Origin of the sequence: Tardiphaga sp. 709 (assembly GCF_032401055.1) — a bacterium.
In the GTDB taxonomy this organism is placed as follows: Bacteria; Pseudomonadota; Alphaproteobacteria; order Rhizobiales; family Xanthobacteraceae; genus Tardiphaga.
This window is the reverse complement of record NZ_CP135529.1, coordinates 4,869,282-4,886,712: the sequence shown is the minus strand read 5'-3', so window position 1 is coordinate 4,886,712 and position 17,431 is coordinate 4,869,282. Positions and strand designations below refer to the sequence as shown.

Here is a 17,431-nt window from a genome sequence, read left to right as displayed (position 1 = left end):
CTACGCGCCTGAAGACAACAAATGCCGCAGCCCTTCGAGACTGCGGCATTTTTATTTGGCTCAAGTCGCCGGCACGAGCCCGAGTTGCTCGCGCCGGGTCCAACGCCAAAGCATGACCGGTGCAACGACCGCCAGACCCGCTGCTAGCCCGATCCAGATGCCGACGCCGCCGAAGCCCAGCTTGAATGCGAACAGCAGGCTGAGACCCATGCCGAAGCCCCAATAGCCCAATGCGGCAAAGATCATCGGCACGCGCGTATCCTGCAATCCGCGCAGCATCCCTGCAGCCACCGACTGCGCGCCGTCCGCAATCTGGAACACCGCCGCACAAAACAGAAACGACATTGCCGTATCGATGACGACGGCATTGGCGGGATTGCTCAGATCGATGAAGGCGCCAATCAGGAGACGCGGCGCAGCCAGCAACAACATGCTCATCGACGCCATGAATACCACCGCAAGGCCGAATGCAGTCCATCCTGCTCGCGTGATGCCATCGCGATCCACGGCGCCTTTGGCCAATCCAACGCGGACAGTTGCCGCCTGGCTCAGTCCCATCGGCACCATGAAGGAGATCGATGCGATCTGGATTGCAATCGCGTGCGCCGCGATGGCGGCCGTTCCAAACTGCCCCATCAGGAACACCGCCGCATTGAAGACGGTGATTTCGAATGCGAGCGTCGCGCCGATCGGCAGACCGATGCGCCATAGCTTTGCAAGGCGCGGCCAGTCGGCACGCCACCAGTTGCCGAATAGACGATAGCGCCGAAACTTCGGATGCCATCCGACGACGAGCGCAAAGACTGCGAACAGAAAGATATTCGACAGCGTGGTCGCAAGACCGGAGCCGCGCAAACCCATCTCCGGAAATCCGAGATGGCCGAACACCAGGACCCAGTTGGCAGCAGCATTGAACAGAATGGTGACGCCCGTCACCACCAGTGCCCAGAGTGGGCGTTGCACGGCGGCAACGAATGAGCGCAGCACGATGAAGCCCAGCGCAGGCAGGAAGCCCCACTGCAACATGTGCACGAAGCTCTGGGCGTCGGCAGCGGCCTGCGCCTCCTGACCGAACAGCAACAAGATCGCCTCGGCATGCCAGAGGACGATCCACGCCGGCACCGAGACGATGAGCGCTGTCCACAAACCTTGCCGGAACGTCCGCCGGACATCGCGCACCGCATGCAGCTTACGGCCGATCGCCTCCGCCATCATCGGCGACGTCGCCGTGACAAGACCGATGGCGAAAATCAGAAGCGCGAAATAGAGATTCACGCCCAGCGCCGACGCAGCCAGAGCCTCCGCGCTCACGCGGCCGAGAATGATTACGTCGGTCGTCGTCAGTGCGATCTGTGCCAGATTGGTCAGGATCAGCGGCCAGCCGAGCGCAAGCGTCGCCCGCAACTCGGTGAGCCACAGATCGCGCGTTGGCGCTTTCCGACCGACAGCCAACAGCATGGAATCCTTCACTCGATTTGAGTGACGCGGCTGCAAGGGCTGTCGCGTCAAAATCCGTCCGACAACGATGTCGGACATTCACACATCAAAATGCGCGTGAAGGTGCCGTGATAAACGCTACGGGCGTATTTGGCCAGATGCCGAACTAGCCGACGCCGCGACCTTGCAGCGCAGCAGCGGACACCCAGAACACCTCGCCTTCGGAGTCTTCAGTGTCCAGCCAGATCAACGGCAGATCGGGAAAGGCTTCATCGACATTGGCGCGGCCGCGACCGATTTCACACAACAAACCGCCATGCGGGTTCAGGTGATCGCCAGCCTGTTCAATGATCTTCCTGACGATATCGAGCCCATCATCGCCGCCATCGAATGCCATCGCGGGTTCGGCCAGGCATTCATCCGGCAAATCCGCCATGCCCTGTGCATCGACATAAGGCGGATTGGTGATGATGAGATCGTAGCGGGTATCTCCGAGCGGTTCGAACAGATCGCCCTTGTAAAGCGTCAGTCGCTCGTCGAGACCGTAATCGATGACGTTGCGCATGGCGACGGCGAGCGCTGCGGGCGACAGATCGACGGCGTCGACCTGCGCATTAGGGAACGACTGGCTGGCCAGGATCGCAATGCAGCCAGAACCTGTGCAAAGATCCAGCACGCTTTCGATCTCCATGGGATCGTCAATCAGCGATCCGCCTTCGCCGTCGTCACCGCTGAAATGCGAATCCAGCAATTCGCCGATAAAGGAACGCGGCACGATAGTGCGCTCGTCCACATAGAACGGCAGGCCGCGCATATAGATCTTGTTGAGCAGATAGGCCGCCGGTTTGCGCGTCGTCACGCGGCGATGAATGATGTCGAGGATCTGCTTGCCTTCGGCCGCAGTTACCCGCGCCATGGCGAAATTCTCGAACTGGTCGGGATGCAGATGCAGGACTTCGCAGACGATGAAGGCGGCTTCGGCCACGGGATCGGTGGTGCCATGCGCAAAAGAGAGCCGGGCCTCGATGAAACGGCTGGTGGCGTAGCGCACATAGTCGAGCAATGTCGCCAGCTCGCCCGGCGCCACCTTCGGGAGGGTCGCCGTTGCGATCTTCTTCACGGAGGTCTTTGCCTTTGCAGAAGCCTTGCGCGCAGATTTCCTGACCGCCTTCTTCGCGATTGTCTTCACAGTCTTCTTTGCCATCAGTTTTTATCCCAGCGCGCCGCGGCGTCGTCATCGTCGGTCTTCGCAGCAATCCAGCTGCTGCCACCGGCGGTTTCCTCGCGCTTCCAGAACGGAGCATGCGCCTTGAGGTAATCCATCAGAAACTCGGCGGCCTGAAACGCCGCCTGGCGGTGCGCCGACGCGGTCAGCACCACCATGATATTCTCGCCGGGCAGGATGCGGCCGACGCGGTGAACGATCGTCAATCCGGTCAGCGGCCAGCGGCTCATCGCCTCGTCGGCATGGCGCGCGATCTCCGCCTCGGCCATGCCGGGATAATGCTCCAACGTCAGCGCCGTGGTTGCGTCGCCGCTGCCACTTAAGTTTTCTTGGCCGCGGCAGATGCCGCTGAATGTGACCACCGCGCCGATATCGGTCCGGCTAGCCGTCAGCGCGGCGATCTCGCTGGAGACGTCGAAATCGGCATCCTGAATGCGGATGGTCACGTTGGAGGTCATGAGATCAACGCAGTCGTTGGTAAATCAGCCGCCGGTCATCGGCGGGAAGAATGCAATCTCGCGGGCGCCAGCGATGACGGTGTCGGGCCGCACATGGGTGTGGTCGATGGCGACGCGGATCACCTTCGGCGTCTCGAATGCATAGGCATATTCGTCGCCGCGCGTGCTCAGCCATCCGATCAGATCGCCGACAGTGCGCACGGCTGCTGGCGGCTCGACCGTCTCTTCGGCCTTGCCGATGCGTTCGCGCACCCAGGCGAAGTAGACAACCTTCATGCATCCTCCGCGATGAGGTGATGAATGCCGGAACGGAAATAGTCGTAGCCTGTGTAGATGGTGACGAGCGCCGAAATCCACAACAGCAGCAGGCCGAGCTGCGTGGTGATCGGGATCACCTGATCGCCGGCCTCGCCGGCCAGCAGGAAGCCGATCGCGATCAGCTGGGCCGTCGTCTTCCACTTCGCCACCTTGGTGACCGGGACACTGACACGGAGCGCGGCGAGATATTCGCGAAGGCCCGAGACCAGAATTTCGCGGCACAGGATCACGATGGCAGCCCACAGGGTCCAGCCATGGATGATACCATCGGCCGCCAGCATCAGCAGGCAGGAGGCGACCAGCAGCTTGTCGGCGATCGGATCGAGCATCCGGCCAAAGGCCGACTGCTGATTCCAGATCCGGGCGTAATAGCCATCGAGAAAATCCGTGACCGCGGCGCCGATGAAGACGGCCAGCGCAACCCAGCGCAGCCATAGCGGGCCATCCATGATCGATTGCGAATAGATGCAGCCGACCACCACCGGAATGGCGGCAATGCGGGTCATGGTCAGGATATTTGGCAGGGACATCGCGGAATTCGCGGCCCGTCTCGTGGTCTCTGTCATCCGTCTTACCAATACTGCCAGAGCGCGGAGGTCAACCGCCAGCGAAGCGGGGCGGCTCAGTTTACCGCAAAACTGCCCCAAGGCATGCGACAGCCAGATTACGTCTCGTTCATCTTCGCGGTCATCGGGCCCCGGGCTGGGGGTGGAAAAAGTCGAAAATCTTGCGGGCGCTCTCGGCCGAGATGCCGGGAACCTTGCCAAGGTCGCCCACCGAGGCCCGCTCAATCTCCTTCAGCGTTCCGAAATGGTGCAGGAGTGCCCGCTTGCGGGTTGGGCCGATCCCCGGGATTTCCTGCAATCCGGCCTCGCGGATGTCCTTCTTGCGCAGTGTGCGGTGCGATCCGATGACGAACCGATGCGCCTCGTCGCGCAGCCGCTGGATAAAATACAGAACGGGGTCCCGGGGCTCCAATTTGATAGCCTCGCGGCCAGGAATGAACATCGTCTCGCGGCCGGCGTCGCGATCCGGCCCCTTGGCCACCGCCATCAGGGTCACATCGGTCAGTTTCAGCTCGTCGAAGATTTCCTTGACCGCATTGAGCTGGCCGCGGCCGCCATCGATGATGACCAGATCGGGCCAGAGCGGCACGTCATCGTCCTTCGGCTTCGCCGCTTCCCCTTCAGCCGGCGGCGCCAGCAGCCGCTTGAAACGGCGCTGCAGCACCTCCTTCATCATCCCGTAGTCGTCACCGGGCGTGAGCCCTTCCGACTTGATGTTGAACTTGCGGTACTGATTCTTGATGAAGCCATCCGGCCCCGCCACGATCATGGCACCGACCGCGTTGGTGCCCTGGATGTGGCTGTTGTCATAGACCTCAATACGCTTCGGCACGGTGGCCATGCCCGCCATCTTCGACATGCCTTCCAGCAGACGCGTCTGCGTCGCCGTGTCGGCGAGCTTGCGGCCAAGCGCCTCGCGGGCGTTGGTCAGCGCATGGACGACCAGCTCTTTCTTTTCGCCGCGCTGCGGTGTCAGCACCTCGACCTTGAAACCTGCCTTGACGCCGAGCGCGCTGGCCAGCAGCTCGCTTTCCTCGATGGCATGCGACAGCAGCACCATCTTCGGCGGCGGCTTGTCCTCGTAGAACTGCGCCAGGAATGAGCCCAGCACTTCCTCCGGCGTGTATGATTTCTCGGCCTTGGGGAAGTAGGCGCGGTTGCCCCAGTTCTGGCCGGTGCGGAAGAAGAACACCTCGACACAGGAATAGCCGCCCTCCTGATGGATGGCGAAGACGTCGGCCTCCTCCACGGTGCGCGGATTGATGCCCTGCTGCGACTGGATCGCAGACAATGCCGCAAGACGGTCGCGATACAGCGCGGCGCGCTCGAAGGCGAGTTCGTCCGACGCTTTCTCCATTTCGCCGGCCAATAGCTGCTTCACCGCGCGGCTGCGGCCGGACAGGAAGTCCTTCGCTTCACGCACCAGTTCGGTATAGCCGGGAAAATCGATCTCGCCGGTGCAGGGGCCAGAGCAGCGGCGGATTTGATACAGCAGACACGGGCGCGTGCGGCTCTCGAAAAATGAATCCGTGCACGACCGCACCAGAAACGCGCGCTGCAGTGCCGTGATGGTGCGGTTGACCGCGCCCACCGACGCGAATGGACCGAAATAGCGGCCGGGCCGCGACTGCGCGCCACGATGTTTCAGAATCTGGGGTGCCCAGTGATCGCCCGAGATCAGAATATACGGAAAGGACTTGTCGTCACGGAGCTGTACGTTGAAGCGCGGACGCAGCTGCTTGATGAGATTGGCCTCGAGCAGCAGCGCCTCGGTCTCGGTCGCGGTCGAGATGATCTCCACCACCACGGTCGCCGCGATCATGCGCGCGATGCGCATCACCTGCCCGGTCGGCCTTGCATAGGACGACAGCCGCTTCTTCACGTTCTTGGCCTTGCCGACATACAGCACGTCGTTGGCCGCATTCAGCATCCGGTAGACGCCCGGCGATGTAGGCGCATGGCGCACGGCATGTTCGATGGCCGCGCGGCCGATCGCCAGCGGGCCTTCGGCGACCACGTCGCCGAAATCGTCATCGCCAGCATCCGGGAGCGCGCCGTCTTCCTCGTCGTCGGCGACCGCGGGTTCCGGTTCGAGATCGGGTGGTGCCTGCAAGGTGGACTGGATGCCCTCTCCGGAACTAGGGCTGTCGGAACCTGGCTCTGCCGCGGGCTCAGATGGCGTCTCGTGCAGCGGCTCGGTGGGGTCTTGAATCATGAGCCCAATTTAGGCGCTGCGGCGGGCCATCGCCAGCATCCGACCGCCCCGAATGCCCGTGTAACAACCGGTTTATCGGGGGCTTGCAGCAAGCCACAGGATTTTGGCTGTCCACACGGGAAATTCGCGGATTGTCAAAAGTAAGACTCTTTTAACGCCAATACGGCGCCGCTCAGGGCCGTTAAGGACCGCTTAATCTAAAACTCTCGATAAATCGTCTCGATAAATGATGGAATTCCGTAACCCTAAGGCTTCGTTCGGCAGATCCCGAGCGCGCTCCCATGGGCCGGCAGTAACGCGTATTTTGGAGAGTTGAGATGAGTAAGTTTGCGTTCGCGGCAGTCGCCCTCGTGGCTGCAGGTGCGACAACAGCACATGCGGCGGACATGCCTTACCGGTCGCGCGCGCCCTATACCGTTGCCCAGCCGCTCAATGCCTATAGCTGGGCCGGCCCGTATCTCGGCGCCACTCTCGGTTACGAATGGGGCAGCGTCTCCAACACCGGCGCGAAGCCCTCGGGCATCGCGGGCGGCGTGACCGGCGGTTACAACTGGCAGAGCGGCAACATCGTGTTCGGTCTCGAAGGCGATCTGCAGGGCACTGGCGCAGATGACCGCTTCGCCACCTACAAGTTCTCGAACCCCTGGTTCGGCACCGCGCGCGGCCGCATCGGCTACGCCTTCAACAACGTGCTGCTCTACGGCACCGCTGGTCTCTCCTTCGGCAGCCTCGAAGCCGAGCTCAACGGCCTGCAGCAGTCGCAGACTTCGGTCGGCTGGACCGCGGGTGTCGGCGCCGAAGTCGGCATCTACCAGAACTGGACCGCCAAGATCGAATATCTCTATGTCGATCTGTCCAAGAACACCTACACGCTCACGGGTACCGACAGCGCGCTCAGCTTCGGCACTGTGCGTATCGGCGTGAACTATCACTTCTAGGTTCGGCTCCGGACGCCGCATCCGGAACTCTGCTCAAGTACTTCGTCTCCAGATACGTCATCTCCAAGTACAAGAAACCATCGCCATCCACTCCCGGCCGCGCTGCGGCCGGGATTTTTTTATGGCCCACTCCCAAGCTGGATCCGCCGCTATCCTGTGATGACCAGATTGACCGCTTTGGGGCCCTTGCCCTTCTTGTCGGGCTCGACCTCGAAGGTGATCCGCTGTCCTTCGATCAGGTCCTTCAAGCCGGCGCGCTCGACTGCGGTAATGTGCACAAACACGTCCCGTCCGCCATCGTCCGGCTTGATGAAGCCGTAGCCACGCTCGCCATTGAAAAACTTGACCGTACCGCTCATGCCCATCGGGTCCCTCCCCGCAATGCTCCGCCGCGGCGCTTTCGCGCTGCGACCGACCGGACATTCACTCCACGGAAGCTAGGCCTTGTTTCAATATCGATTTGGGCCACGTCACTCCGCCGCAACCATTCGCGGAAGCGGAACGTAAAGCCAGTCATAATGACAGCAGCTTAATACGGTTCCACCGGGATTGACTACCGTTTTTGGCGGCGCCGTTTGATAGTTGGAGTTTGCGTAGTTCAGCGCAGGCTGTGCGACGTCAGGGTTTGGCCGTCTCGAGCCGGAAGCGTCCGGCGCCGCCAAGGCCAAGCGGCTTCTCGAGTTGCGGCAGGATTTCCTTGAGCTCCGCAGCGAGCTTCCACGGCGGATTGACGATCAAAAGTCCCGTCGAGGTCAGCGGACCATCCGCCGTTTGCGGTGCAACGCTGAATTCGAGGCGCAGACATCTACCAGGCGTGGCGGATGCAGCAGCCGTCGCGGCGACGTGCTGCGCCAGCTCATCGGTGGCGCGGCGGCTCTTGGCGGGATACCACAGCATGTAAATGCCGGTCGCCCATTTGGCATAGACCTGCTCGAACACTGCAGCCATCCGCGCGAATTCGTTCTTATCTTCATAGGGCGGATCGATCAGCACCACGCCGCGTCGTTCCTTCGGCGGCACATAGGCCGGCAGACCGATCCAGCCATCGATATCGACCACGCGCGCCTGCTCGTCCCTGCGCAGCGCAGAGATCAGCTTCTTGCGCGCCTGCGGCTCGACCTCGCAGCACACCATGCTGTCCTGCGGCCGCATCAAGGCGCGCGCGATCAGCGGCGAGCCGGGATAGGCCTTGAGTTCGCGCGGCGCATTGAATGACCGGACAATGTCGAGATAGGGCGCGACCAGCGGCACACTGGCTTCGCTGAACCGCGCCTGCAGGGCGCGCGCGATGCCGGTGGTCCATTCGCCGGAGCGCGTGGCTTCATCGCCGGTCAGGTCATAGAGCCCGGCGCCGGCATGACTGTCGATGACGCGGAACGGCGCCGGCTTCTCCTGCAGATGGGTCAGGATGCGGACCAGCACGATATGCTTGATGACATCGGCAAAGTTGCCGGCGTGGAAGGCGTGGCGATAATTCATGCGCCAGCAGTACGCTACGATGGCGGTTTGAGCTAGCCGCCTCGCATCGGCGGCATCACCACCTGATCGCGGCGGCAGGCGCGGCGGTCAATCTCCTCGCAGGCGCGGAACTGGAGATCCTTGCTCATGCAGACCCGGACCTCGGTCAGGCGGTTTCGATCGCAGGTCACGGCGATGGCCGAATTGCTGAGACCCGGATTGACCTTGATGAAGGCTTCCTCGATTGCGTCAGGCGCAATTGTCTTGGCCTGCTGCAGATCGAGAAACTCGTCGGGAATTTTGACGCCGGCGCGCGCCTTGCGGATGGCTTCGAAATAGGCGCGCTGGCCGAGGCCGGAGCAGGTGCCGTGCTTGTCCCATTCATTGAAGATCAGGCCGGGCGCCGGCATCAGGTCGAGCATCGACTGCATGATATTGCGTGCCAGCCGCGGGGCCGGACGCTCGCAGTAATTCGGGAAGCCGCGGTCATATTGCGGCCACAGGCCATGAACCACGAAAGAGTAAGGCCGGCCGCCGCATTGCATCTGGGCCGAGCGGTTGTTGCCACCGCGCTCCTGGGCCGCCTCGCAGAAACTCGGCGACCACGACAGCGACAATACGTAAAAATCGAATTCGCCCGGCGCGTTCTGCCGGCGGTCCTGTGCTGAGGCCGGATCGACGCTCAGCGCCGCGAGCGCGAGAAACCCAAGCGAAATGACAAGTCGAAATGCCTGAAACATGACGCGCCCCACCCCTGAGAAGGGCAAACCTAATCAGGCATCAAGAACAATTCAAGAACAAAATGGGTTGGATCCGCAAACGAAGCTTAGTGCTTCGCCGCCCGGCAACGCGGGTTATAGGCCCAGTCGCGGTCGAGACCGACGACGCACCATTCCACGCCCTGGCCGTAGCCGGCAAAGCCGCCATCCTCGATGATCGAGTAATGCACCTGGCGCGTCTTGCCATCGGTCAGCATCGCGTCGGCGGTGCAGTAGCGGCGCGGGATGTTGTCGGAGGTCCAAGGGCGGAAGGCCGTCTCGTGGACTCGGCTGAAGCCGGTAATCTGCAGCGCCGAATTCCAGAAGGTGCTTTCCTTGTCCTGGAACTGCGACGAAATCGTCGAGAGACCAGCTTCGCAATCCGCCAGACGGCCCTCGTAGTTCGGCCCGGACAGCCAGAAGTTCAGCTCGAGCAGGTTCGCAGCCTGTGCGCCCGGAGCCAGGGTCATAAGCCCGAGAACGGCGCCGGTAACGGCAGCCAGGACGGCTTTCTTCCAGGATGAAATGAGGTCGCGCATGGGGAATCCGCCGTCTGATGATTGTTCCCGGAACGTGCCGCGAAGCCCGTGCAGGGTCAAGTGCATCGCGGCCACACCCAGCGCACAACTCTGTCAGAACCCGGACGGCGTTCTTTTCAGCGTCGCCGATGCCCTCTAAGGTGCCCATAACGATGGAGACGGTGATGCGAATGATTCGGTTGGCGATTTTGGCTGCAGGTCTGAGCGGTGCGATCATGAGCAGCGCGGCCAAGGCCGACTGGGTGCCTCCATTCAAGGGCAATGACACCGGCGGCATCATCTCCACATCCCTGATCAGCCAGACCGACATTCGGGCCCTGGCGATCGATCATTGCGCGCGTTACGGCAAGGTCGTGAAATTCCTGAGCGCACCGCAGGAATATGGCGCCTACGTCTCGTTCGCCTGCCGCTGGGTGCCCTATGGCGCCTCGGATCGGCCGCTCCGCGTTCGCTACTGAACCTTTTCACGCGACACAGCGTCTCATCGGCTTGGGGAGAACCAAGCATGATGCGACGCTGTGTTTCACTGTTGAATATTTCCGTTTTGAGCGCGACTGCGATGTTGTGGGCAATACCCGCCATCGCCGATCCCATCGAGTTGCCGGCGCGCAAGGCCGGGCTCTGGGAAATGAAGATGCATGGCAGCGCCGGGATGCCCGGCATGACGATGCAGCACTGCACCGACGAGACCACCGACAAGTTCATGAACACGACCTTCTCGCCGATGGCGAAGGACATGTGTTCGAAGAACGAGATGAAGAAGACCGCGACGGGCTATGTCACGGATTCGGTCTGCAATATCGGTGGCACCACCAGCACGTCGCATGCCGAGATCACCGGCGATTTCAACTCTGCCTATACGATGAAGATCACCTCGCAGAGTTCGGGCGGCGCCAAGGCCAACACTGGCGACAGCACCACGCAGCTGGAAGCAAAATGGCTCGGCGCCTGCAAGCCGGACCAGAAGCCCGGTGACATCATGATGCCCGGCGGCATGAAGATGAATGTCAAAGACATGGAGAAGATGAAGGGCATGCGCCGGCCGCAATAGAGCAGCGCGCCCGCTGACTGGATGTTTCCCGCCGCTGCGTTCCCCGCTATAGATGATGCTAATCATCCCAATGGCGCGTTACGACGCCGGCGACAGGAAACATCAGGAACACGCGATGACCGAATTCACCGCATTGATGGCCGGCATGGCCAAGTCCGGCGATGGCTGGAACGCCCATGTCAGCGACGACTGGCTGCAGGGCCGCACTGTCTATGGCGGACTGGCCTCTGCGCTGTGCATGCAGGCCGCACTGAATGAATTCGGCGATGTGCCGCCGCTGCGCTCCGCACAGATCGCCTTCATCGGCCCGGCATCGGGGCAGTTGCAGCTGAAGGCGAGCGTGCTGCGCAAGGGCAAGTCGACGCTGTTCGCGACTATCGATCTGATCGGTGAAGCGGGTCTCGCGACCCGGGCCATGTTCTGTTTCGGTGCTGCCAGAGAATCCGCTTTCTCGCATGTCGCCATCGGAACGCCAGAACTCAAGGCGCCGGAAACTTGCCCTGACTTTTTCAAGAGCGCCCCGCCAACCTTGCGCTTCGTGCAGCATATTGAAGGGCGTTATGTCAGCGGCTCGCCGCCGTTCAGCGGCAGCGACGATCCACAGATGACGCTGTGGCTGCGGCACCGCGAGCCTGCGATCAAACCTTCGCTGGTCGCCCTGCTTGCTCTGGCCGATGCGCCGCCGCCGGCAGCCTCGGCGCGCTCCAAGGCGCCCTCCCCGATCTCGACCATGACCTGGTCGATCGACATGCTGACCGACAATATCACGACCGACGATGGCTGGTGGCTGATCCACAACGTCGCCGAGCAGATCGCCGACGGCTATTCGAGTCAGGCGATGACCCTGTGGAATCGAAACGGCCAGCCAATCATGGCCAGCCGTCAGAATGTTGCGGTGTTCGGGTAGAACTTACTTCTTCGCGGCGGCTGCGCGCTCGACGAAGGTCTGGCCACCCTTCATCTTGTTGTTGAGCGGCGCTTCATTGATCTGGATGACGACGGCATCGGCGGTGACGCCGAGGTTCTTCACCAGCGCCTGGGTAATGTCGAGCATCATGCCCTTCTTCTGCTCGTCGGTGCGGCCGGCCGCCAGGTTGATCGTGATCTCAGGCATTGATGTCTCCCATTATGATTTCACTCTCGTCATGGCCGGGCTTGTCCCGGCCATCCACGACTTTCTCAATCGACTGTATCAAACAAGACGTGGATGCCCGGGACAAGCCCGGGCATGACGATCAAGGGATGGTTATGAGCCCCAAGTCACGCCATGCTTGTCGAGAATCTTGCGGACAGCACTGACGAGATCGGCTTCCGCAACCTTGGTCTGCGCATCTGCCTGCTTCTGCAGATAGGCCTCGCGATCGCCTTCCAGATCCGACAATCCGGCACCGAGGATCAGATCCTTCAGCATCACTTCGCTGGTCGCCTTTTCGTCGGAGCCTTGAATGATCACACAGGGCGAATTGCGCCGGTCGGCATATTTCAGCTGGTTGCCCATGCTCTTGGGATTGCCGAGATAGAGTTCGGCGCGGATGCCGGCATTGCGCAGGCTCGCAACCATCTTCTGATAATCGGCGACACGGTCGCGATCGAACACGGTCACAACCACCGGGCCCGGCTGTGGCGTGGTATCGATCTTGCCGAGCAGCGTCAGCGCCGCCTGCAGGCGCGACACACCAATCGAGAAGCCGGTGGCCGGCACAAGCTCGCCGCGGAAGCGCGAGACGAGACCGTCGTAACGACCACCGCCGCCGACGGAGCCGAAGCGAACGGGACGGCCCTTTTCGTCTTTGGTTTCGAGCGTGAGTTCAACTTCGTAGACCGGGCCTGTGTAGTATTCGAGGCCGCGCACGACAGACGGATCGATCTTGATGCGATCAGTTTGATAGCCCGCCGCAGTGATCAGCTTTTCGATCTCGGCAAGCTCGGCGCGTCCCTGCTTGTATGCATCGGAGCTATCGAGCGTCGCCGTCGGCTCGCTCGCCGCGTCGAGGCTCCGCAACACGGTTTCGGAATCGTCCGGCGAGAGTCCCGCACCCTTGGTGAAATCGCCCTTGCCTTCCTCGCCGCCATCCCAGCGGCCGGGGCCGAGCAGCTTCTTGATTTCATCAACCGGAAACTTATCCATCTTGTCGATGGCACGCAGCACGGTGAGGCGGCGTCCGGCGTTCTCGTCGCCGCCGAGGCCGATGCTCTCCATCACCCCGTCGAGCACCTTGCGATTGTTGACGCGCACCACATAGCTGCCGCGCGGAATGCCCAGCGCTTCCATCGTATCGGCCGCCATCATGCACATCTCGGCATCTGCCGCCGGCGAGCCGGAACCGACGGTGTCGGCATCGAACTGCATGAACTGGCGGAAGCGGCCGGGGCCTGGCTTCTCGTTGCGATAGACGTAACCTGCGCGGTAGCTGCGATACGGCTTCGGCAGCGCGTCCCAGTGTTCGGCAACATAACGCGCCAGCGGCGCGGTCAGGTCGTAGCGCAGCGAGATCCACTGCTCGTCGTCATCCTGAAACGAGAACACGCCTTCATTGGGCCGGTCCTGATCGGGCAGGAACTTGCCGAGCGCATCGGTGAATTCCATGGTCGGGGTCTCGACCGGCTCGAAGCCGTAGCGCTCATAGACCTCGTGGATGGTGTCGGTCATGCGCCGGGTCGCGGCTATATCTGCCGGTCCGCGGTCGCCAAGGCCACGCGGCAGACGCGCGCGCAGTTTCTGGGGTTTTTTGGGCTTTTCAGACTTTTCGCTCATAGCGGCGTGGTACCAGCGCAGGCAGGAACCGGCAAGCGCAGCGGTGGAAACCCACTCGTCATTCCGGGGCGAGAGCGACGCCGAAGGCGGCGGTCGCGAGCCCGGAATCCCCTCATGTTCATCACTTCTGAACCGGTTGCGAAGGGGCGCTCATCACTTCGAAATTCCCCGCCACTCCAATTGGAGTGGCTGAGGTTCGCGCCGTCCCGCTTCGCGGATCGACGCGCCCCGGAATGACAGCAATGGTCGCGGAACCTTCGTCATGCCTCCCCGTTCAATTTTAAATGCCGGTCGCCGCAACATTCATATTTTGGCCGGCGCAGAACGAGGCTTTCCATATGCCACCGCTCGCAAGTGCCCTGCTGCAAACAGGGCTCGCGCTCAAGCTCAATCAGGTCAAGCGCGCCACGTCGTCATATGTCCGTGACCGCAGTGAGCAGACCCAGGGCATCGCGGTCTCTTACGCGGTTGCTGCCGGACTCTATGCCGCCGCAGGCGTCTTCCTGATCGCCACCTTGCTCGTCGGCGCTGCCGCGCTGTTTCGTTGGGTCGAACTGCGCTACGGGCTGTTTCAGGCCTTTGGCGCAACCGGCGGACTACTGCTGGTGCTCGCTGTCCTCTTCGCCGTCCTTGCGGCGAGCCGGCTGAAACGTCCGGCGAAGCAGTTTCCAAGCTTAGGGAGCCGCTTGCGTGTCGCGATCAATGCGAGCCCCAGCCAGCATGAGCAGACGATCTCGGCAGCACCCCATCGTGCAGCCGCACCCAATGAATTCAGGCCGAGCACACGCCCTGTCCAGTCCTCGCAGAGCAGCGGCCCGGTGAAAGCTGGACTGGTGCTCGCCGCGACGCTTGCCGGCTGGGCTTTCGCCCGGCGCCGCAGCCTTGCGCAGCCGGCCCCTGCCCGCAGACCTGTGAGCAAAGCGAACGCCTGATGGCCGTCCGCCGATCCGACGCGGACAGTCTGCTGCTTGTCGCGGCGACAACCTTTGCCGTGCTCGCGTTGCAGAGCTTTTTCTCGGCGCGGAAGGTGGAGAGGTCCGTTGTCGATGAGCCGCAACCGATCGGCGACACCGACATCCCGCCAGCGGCGACATTCACCCGCGAACTCGCCCAGTCCGGCCGCGGCCGCCATTCGTCCAGCCCGCTGCAGATTCCATGGACGGGCTGGAAGGACGTGCTTTGGCGGACCTATGAGCAGATCAATGAAGACCGGTTGCTGGCCATTGCGGCCGGCGTAGTGTTCTTCGGCCTGCTCGCGGTGTTTCCGGCGATCACTGCGCTGGTTTCCTGCTACGGGCTGTTCGCCGATGCCTCGACGATCTCCGACAATCTGCAGACGCTGGCACTGATGCTGCCGGATGGCTCGTTCCAGATCGTGCAGGACCAGATCGCGCGCGTGCTCGCCAATGGCCAGGCCAAACTCGGCCTCACCTTCCTGTTCGGCCTTGCGCTGGCGCTGTGGAGCGCCAATGCCGGCGTGAAGGCCGTGATCGATGCGCTCAATGTCGTCTATGGCGAACGCGAGAAGCGCAGCTTCATCAAGCTCAATATGCTCTCGCTCGCTTTCACCACCGGTGCCATCGCCGCGCTCCTTCTCATGGTGAGCGCCATCGTTGCGCTGCCGCTGACGCTGGACCGGATCGGTCTCGCGACCGACAGCAAGACGATCATCAGCCTCGCCCGCTGGCCGCTCTTGCTGCTAATTGTCGTGCTGGCGCTCGGCATCCTCTACCGCTTCGGCCCGAGCCGCCCCGGCGCGCGCTGGGAATGGCTCAGCATCGGCACCCTCGTCGCCGCCTTGCTCTGGCTCGCCGGCTCGGCGCTGCTGTCCTGGTACCTGTCGAATTTCGGCAATTACAGCGCCACTTACGGCTCGCTCGGTGCCGCCATCGGTCTGATGATGTGGATGTGGATGTCCGCGATCATCGTTCTGTGCGGGGCCGAACTGAATTCCGAGATCGAACACCAGACCGCCGTGGATACCACCGTCGGACCGGGACGACCGATGGGCGCACGTGGCGCTGCCATGGCCGATACGCTGGGCCGCGCCAGCATCTGAGGTGCAAAAGCACCGGTGGGCAAGTTCTCCCAGCCCTGCTTTCCGAATCAACAATAATGCTAAGCTTCCCCGTACACTTAGCGCGGAAGCGCTCGCGGCCGTGCCTCCGCCGCGCCGTTCAGGAGTTTGGATTTGAGGATGTTGCGCGCGTTATGATCCGCATCTCCACGATTTTTGTCGGCATTTGCATGGTGCTGGTCTCAGCTTCGCTTGGCCTGGTGCTGTATGCGATCGCCGGCATCAGCGGCTACGAATCGGCCATCGTCGCACTGACGGCGCTTACCGTGATGATCCTCTACAACGCGGTGTCGATGCGTATCAAAGACCGCACCGAATCCACCGGCCAGATCACCGATCTGTCGCGCGGCACCGCCGACCTTGCCCGGCAGGTCGCCGAATTCGGCCGCCGGCTCGCCGTGGTCGAGAGCAAGATCGCATCCGCCGGCACAGCCAATCAGGACCGTATCCAGACCGTCGCCGGTGAGATCGGCGAATTGGGCGCGCTGGTGAAGCAACTCGCTACATCGGTCGCCACCCATGAGGACATGCTGACAGCAATGCCTGCGCCGGCGACTGTTTCGGCGGCGATCGCGCCGCCATCGCCGCCGGTCAAAGCCGTGACCGCTGCCGATGTGCCGCCCGCCGTCGAGGTCGCCGAAGACACCGTGACACCGACGGCGCCCGCCATCGTCGTCAAGCCGGAGGCAAAGCCGGCGCGCGACAATGCGCAGTTCACCGCCATGGTGAAGGATGCCATCGCCGACAACCGCATCGACATCTATCTGCAGCCGATGGTCACGCTGCCGCAGCGCAAGGTGCGCTTCTACGAGGCGATGACCCGGCTGCGCGACGACAAGGATCAGGTAATCACCGCCGACGAGTTCATCGGTCCCGCAGAAGCCGCAGGCCTGATGGGCCAGATCGACCACATCGTGCTGCTGCGCTGCATGCAGGTGCTGCGCCGCCTGATGGTGCGCAACAAGGATGTCGGCGTGTTCTGCAACATGGCCGGCGCAACCCTGTCGAATGCCGAAACTTTCGCGCAATGCATCGACTTTCTCGAAGCCAATCGCGCGCTGGCGCCATCCTTCGTGCTGGAATTCAAGCAGAACGTGTTCCGCAATCTCGGCCCGATCGAGAGCGAGCATCTCGCCGCCCTCGCCCAGCGCGGCTACCGCTTCTCCATCGATCACGTCACGGATTTGCGGATCGAGCCGCGCGACCTCGCCGATCGTGGCGTGCGCTTTATCAAGGTACCGGCAGCACTCCTGCTCGACCCCAAGCAGACGTCGAATTCCGACATTCACCCCGCCGATCTCTCCGACCTGCTCGGCAGGTTCGGAATCGACCTGATCGCCGAGCGAATCGAGGGCGAACGGGCCGTGGTCGACCTGCTCGACTTCGACGTCCGGTTCGGGCAAGGCTTCCTGTTCGCGGCGCCCCGCCCGCTCCGGCCGGAAACGCCGGCCAATGGTGGTGCGCCAAATCCTGCTACCAAGGAACCCGCTAGGGAACTTGCCAAGGCCCCCACGAACCCCAATGGCCCAGCGATCTCTGCCCCAACCACGCCTGCGCGGCCTGAGCCGCCGCGCTCCACCGGCAATGCCGCGCTGGCGCGCCGCGCCACCGGCCCGAACTGAACGGCCCTCAACCC

General features: G+C 62.5%; 19 protein-coding genes. 7 read left to right on the top strand and 12 right to left on the bottom strand.

Annotated elements, in window-relative coordinates; all coding sequences use genetic code 11:
- Positions 1-60: 60 nt before the first annotated feature.
- From RSO67_RS23705 to uvrC, 6 genes are all read right to left on the bottom strand, one after another.
- The gene (locus RSO67_RS23705) at positions 61-1,458 is read right to left on the bottom strand and encodes an MATE family efflux transporter (protein WP_315840821.1); all 1,398 of its coding nucleotides are present in this window, start codon (positions 1,456-1,458) and stop codon (positions 61-63) included.
- A 145-nt stretch (positions 1,459-1,603) separates the two neighbouring features.
- Positions 1,604-2,641, bottom strand: a complete 1,038-nt coding sequence (gene prmB, locus RSO67_RS23700; RefSeq protein WP_315840820.1) for a 50S ribosomal protein L3 N(5)-glutamine methyltransferase — start codon at positions 2,639-2,641, stop codon at positions 1,604-1,606.
- The gene (locus RSO67_RS23695) at positions 2,641-3,120 is read right to left on the bottom strand and encodes a molybdenum cofactor biosynthesis protein MoaE (protein ID WP_315840819.1); all 480 of its coding nucleotides are present in this window, start codon (positions 3,118-3,120) and stop codon (positions 2,641-2,643) included. Before RSO67_RS23695 ends, prmB begins: the two co-directional genes overlap by 1 nt.
- Before the next feature lie 24 nt (positions 3,121-3,144).
- Positions 3,145-3,396, bottom strand: a complete 252-nt coding sequence (gene moaD, locus RSO67_RS23690; protein ID WP_315840818.1) for a molybdopterin converting factor subunit 1 — start codon at positions 3,394-3,396, stop codon at positions 3,145-3,147.
- A complete protein-coding gene (pgsA, locus tag RSO67_RS23685; protein ID WP_315840817.1) occupies positions 3,393-4,004 on the bottom strand; it encodes a CDP-diacylglycerol--glycerol-3-phosphate 3-phosphatidyltransferase in 612 nt (203 codons plus the stop codon). The genes moaD and pgsA overlap by 4 nt, the downstream gene beginning before the upstream one ends.
- Before the next feature lie 121 nt (positions 4,005-4,125).
- Positions 4,126-6,219, bottom strand: coding sequence for an excinuclease ABC subunit UvrC (gene uvrC / locus RSO67_RS23680; RefSeq protein WP_315840816.1), 2,094 nt, complete (start codon positions 6,217-6,219; stop codon positions 4,126-4,128).
- Positions 6,220-6,536: 317 nt separating this feature from the next.
- On the opposite strand from uvrC, the gene RSO67_RS23675 reads away from it, so the two are divergent.
- Positions 6,537-7,157, top strand: a complete 621-nt coding sequence (locus RSO67_RS23675; RefSeq protein ID WP_068731146.1) for an outer membrane protein — start codon at positions 6,537-6,539, stop codon at positions 7,155-7,157.
- Positions 7,158-7,306: 149 nt separating this feature from the next.
- Here RSO67_RS23675 and RSO67_RS23670 read toward each other — a convergent pair whose 3' ends face one another.
- From RSO67_RS23670 to RSO67_RS23655, 4 genes are all read right to left on the bottom strand, one after another.
- Positions 7,307-7,522: a cold-shock protein gene (locus tag RSO67_RS23670; RefSeq protein ID WP_068731145.1), complete on the bottom strand. Its 216-nt coding sequence runs from the start codon at positions 7,520-7,522 to the stop codon at positions 7,307-7,309.
- Positions 7,523-7,775: 253 nt separating this feature from the next.
- Positions 7,776-8,636, bottom strand: coding sequence for a 23S rRNA (adenine(2030)-N(6))-methyltransferase RlmJ (locus tag RSO67_RS23665; protein ID WP_315840815.1), 861 nt, complete (start codon positions 8,634-8,636; stop codon positions 7,776-7,778).
- Between the two features lie 32 nt (positions 8,637-8,668).
- Entirely contained in the window at positions 8,669-9,355 is a 687-nt protein-coding gene (locus RSO67_RS23660) for a ribonuclease T2 family protein (protein ID WP_120288589.1), read from the bottom strand.
- A gap of 86 nt (positions 9,356-9,441) precedes the next feature.
- Complete coding sequence (locus tag RSO67_RS23655) at positions 9,442-9,912, bottom strand: hypothetical protein (RefSeq protein ID WP_089261833.1); 471 nt, start codon at positions 9,910-9,912, stop codon at positions 9,442-9,444.
- 164 nt (positions 9,913-10,076) lie between these two features.
- On the opposite strand from RSO67_RS23655, the gene RSO67_RS23650 reads away from it, so the two are divergent.
- The 3 genes from RSO67_RS23650 (at position 10,077) to RSO67_RS23640 (ending at position 11,870) form a co-directional block, all read left to right on the top strand.
- Entirely contained in the window at positions 10,077-10,370 is a 294-nt protein-coding gene (locus RSO67_RS23650; RefSeq protein ID WP_068731365.1) for a hypothetical protein, read from the top strand.
- Positions 10,371-10,420: 50 nt separating this feature from the next.
- The gene (locus RSO67_RS23645) at positions 10,421-10,963 is read left to right on the top strand and encodes a DUF3617 domain-containing protein (protein WP_315844343.1); all 543 of its coding nucleotides are present in this window, start codon (positions 10,421-10,423) and stop codon (positions 10,961-10,963) included.
- Between the two features lie 115 nt (positions 10,964-11,078).
- Positions 11,079-11,870 (top strand): thioesterase family protein, encoded by a 792-nt coding sequence (locus RSO67_RS23640; protein ID WP_315840814.1) that lies wholly within the window; start codon positions 11,079-11,081, stop codon positions 11,868-11,870.
- Between the two features lie 3 nt (positions 11,871-11,873).
- Here RSO67_RS23640 and RSO67_RS23635 read toward each other — a convergent pair whose 3' ends face one another.
- On the bottom strand, positions 11,874-12,077 hold the full coding sequence (locus RSO67_RS23635; RefSeq protein ID WP_068731140.1) for a tautomerase family protein: 204 nt from the start codon (positions 12,075-12,077) through the stop codon (positions 11,874-11,876).
- Between the two features lie 132 nt (positions 12,078-12,209).
- Positions 12,210-13,718, bottom strand: coding sequence for a histidine--tRNA ligase (gene hisS, locus RSO67_RS23630; RefSeq protein WP_315840813.1), 1,509 nt, complete (start codon positions 13,716-13,718; stop codon positions 12,210-12,212).
- Between the two features lie 338 nt (positions 13,719-14,056).
- Between hisS and RSO67_RS23625 the strand changes: the two genes are divergently transcribed.
- The 3 genes from RSO67_RS23625 to RSO67_RS23615 all read left to right on the top strand — a co-directional run bounded on the left by RSO67_RS23625 (position 14,057) and on the right by RSO67_RS23615 (position 17,417).
- Entirely contained in the window at positions 14,057-14,650 is a 594-nt protein-coding gene (locus RSO67_RS23625) for a phage holin family protein (RefSeq protein ID WP_315840812.1), read from the top strand.
- Entirely contained in the window at positions 14,650-15,777 is a 1,128-nt protein-coding gene (locus RSO67_RS23620) for a YihY/virulence factor BrkB family protein (RefSeq protein ID WP_315840811.1), read from the top strand. Before RSO67_RS23625 ends, RSO67_RS23620 begins: the two co-directional genes overlap by 1 nt.
- A 152-nt stretch (positions 15,778-15,929) precedes the next feature.
- Positions 15,930-17,417: an EAL domain-containing protein gene (locus RSO67_RS23615; protein ID WP_315840810.1), complete on the top strand. Its 1,488-nt coding sequence runs from the start codon at positions 15,930-15,932 to the stop codon at positions 17,415-17,417.
- Positions 17,418-17,431 lie beyond the last annotated feature (14 nt).

Bases quoted from the DNA above. Each gene is read 5' to 3' on its own strand.
- RSO67_RS23705 (WP_315840821.1), bottom strand. From the start codon at position 1,458: ATGCTGTTGGCTGTCGGTCGGAAAGCGCCAACGCGCGATCTGTGGCTC.
- prmB (WP_315840820.1), bottom strand. From the start codon at position 2,641: ATGGCAAAGAAGACTGTGAAGACAATCGCGAAGAAGGCGGTCAGGAAA.
- RSO67_RS23695 (WP_315840819.1), bottom strand. From the start codon at position 3,120: ATGACCTCCAACGTGACCATCCGCATTCAGGATGCCGATTTCGACGTC.
- moaD (WP_315840818.1), bottom strand. From the start codon at position 3,396: ATGAAGGTTGTCTACTTCGCCTGGGTGCGCGAACGCATCGGCAAGGCC.
- pgsA (WP_315840817.1), bottom strand. From the start codon at position 4,004: ATGACAGAGACCACGAGACGGGCCGCGAATTCCGCGATGTCCCTGCCA.
- uvrC (WP_315840816.1), bottom strand. From the start codon at position 6,219: ATGATTCAAGACCCCACCGAGCCGCTGCACGAGACGCCATCTGAGCCC.
- RSO67_RS23675 (WP_068731146.1), top strand. From the start codon at position 6,537: ATGAGTAAGTTTGCGTTCGCGGCAGTCGCCCTCGTGGCTGCAGGTGCG.
- RSO67_RS23670 (WP_068731145.1), bottom strand. From the start codon at position 7,522: ATGGGCATGAGCGGTACGGTCAAGTTTTTCAATGGCGAGCGTGGCTAC.
- RSO67_RS23665 (WP_315840815.1), bottom strand. From the start codon at position 8,636: ATGAATTATCGCCACGCCTTCCACGCCGGCAACTTTGCCGATGTCATC.
- RSO67_RS23660 (WP_120288589.1), bottom strand. From the start codon at position 9,355: ATGTTTCAGGCATTTCGACTTGTCATTTCGCTTGGGTTTCTCGCGCTC.
- RSO67_RS23655 (WP_089261833.1), bottom strand. From the start codon at position 9,912: ATGCGCGACCTCATTTCATCCTGGAAGAAAGCCGTCCTGGCTGCCGTT.
- RSO67_RS23650 (WP_068731365.1), top strand. From the start codon at position 10,077: ATGCGAATGATTCGGTTGGCGATTTTGGCTGCAGGTCTGAGCGGTGCG.
- RSO67_RS23645 (WP_315844343.1), top strand. From the start codon at position 10,421: ATGCGACGCTGTGTTTCACTGTTGAATATTTCCGTTTTGAGCGCGACT.
- RSO67_RS23640 (WP_315840814.1), top strand. From the start codon at position 11,079: ATGACCGAATTCACCGCATTGATGGCCGGCATGGCCAAGTCCGGCGAT.
- RSO67_RS23635 (WP_068731140.1), bottom strand. From the start codon at position 12,077: ATGCCTGAGATCACGATCAACCTGGCGGCCGGCCGCACCGACGAGCAG.
- hisS (WP_315840813.1), bottom strand. From the start codon at position 13,718: ATGAGCGAAAAGTCTGAAAAGCCCAAAAAACCCCAGAAACTGCGCGCG.
- RSO67_RS23625 (WP_315840812.1), top strand. From the start codon at position 14,057: ATGCCACCGCTCGCAAGTGCCCTGCTGCAAACAGGGCTCGCGCTCAAG.
- RSO67_RS23620 (WP_315840811.1), top strand. From the start codon at position 14,650: ATGGCCGTCCGCCGATCCGACGCGGACAGTCTGCTGCTTGTCGCGGCG.
- RSO67_RS23615 (WP_315840810.1), top strand. From the start codon at position 15,930: ATGATCCGCATCTCCACGATTTTTGTCGGCATTTGCATGGTGCTGGTC.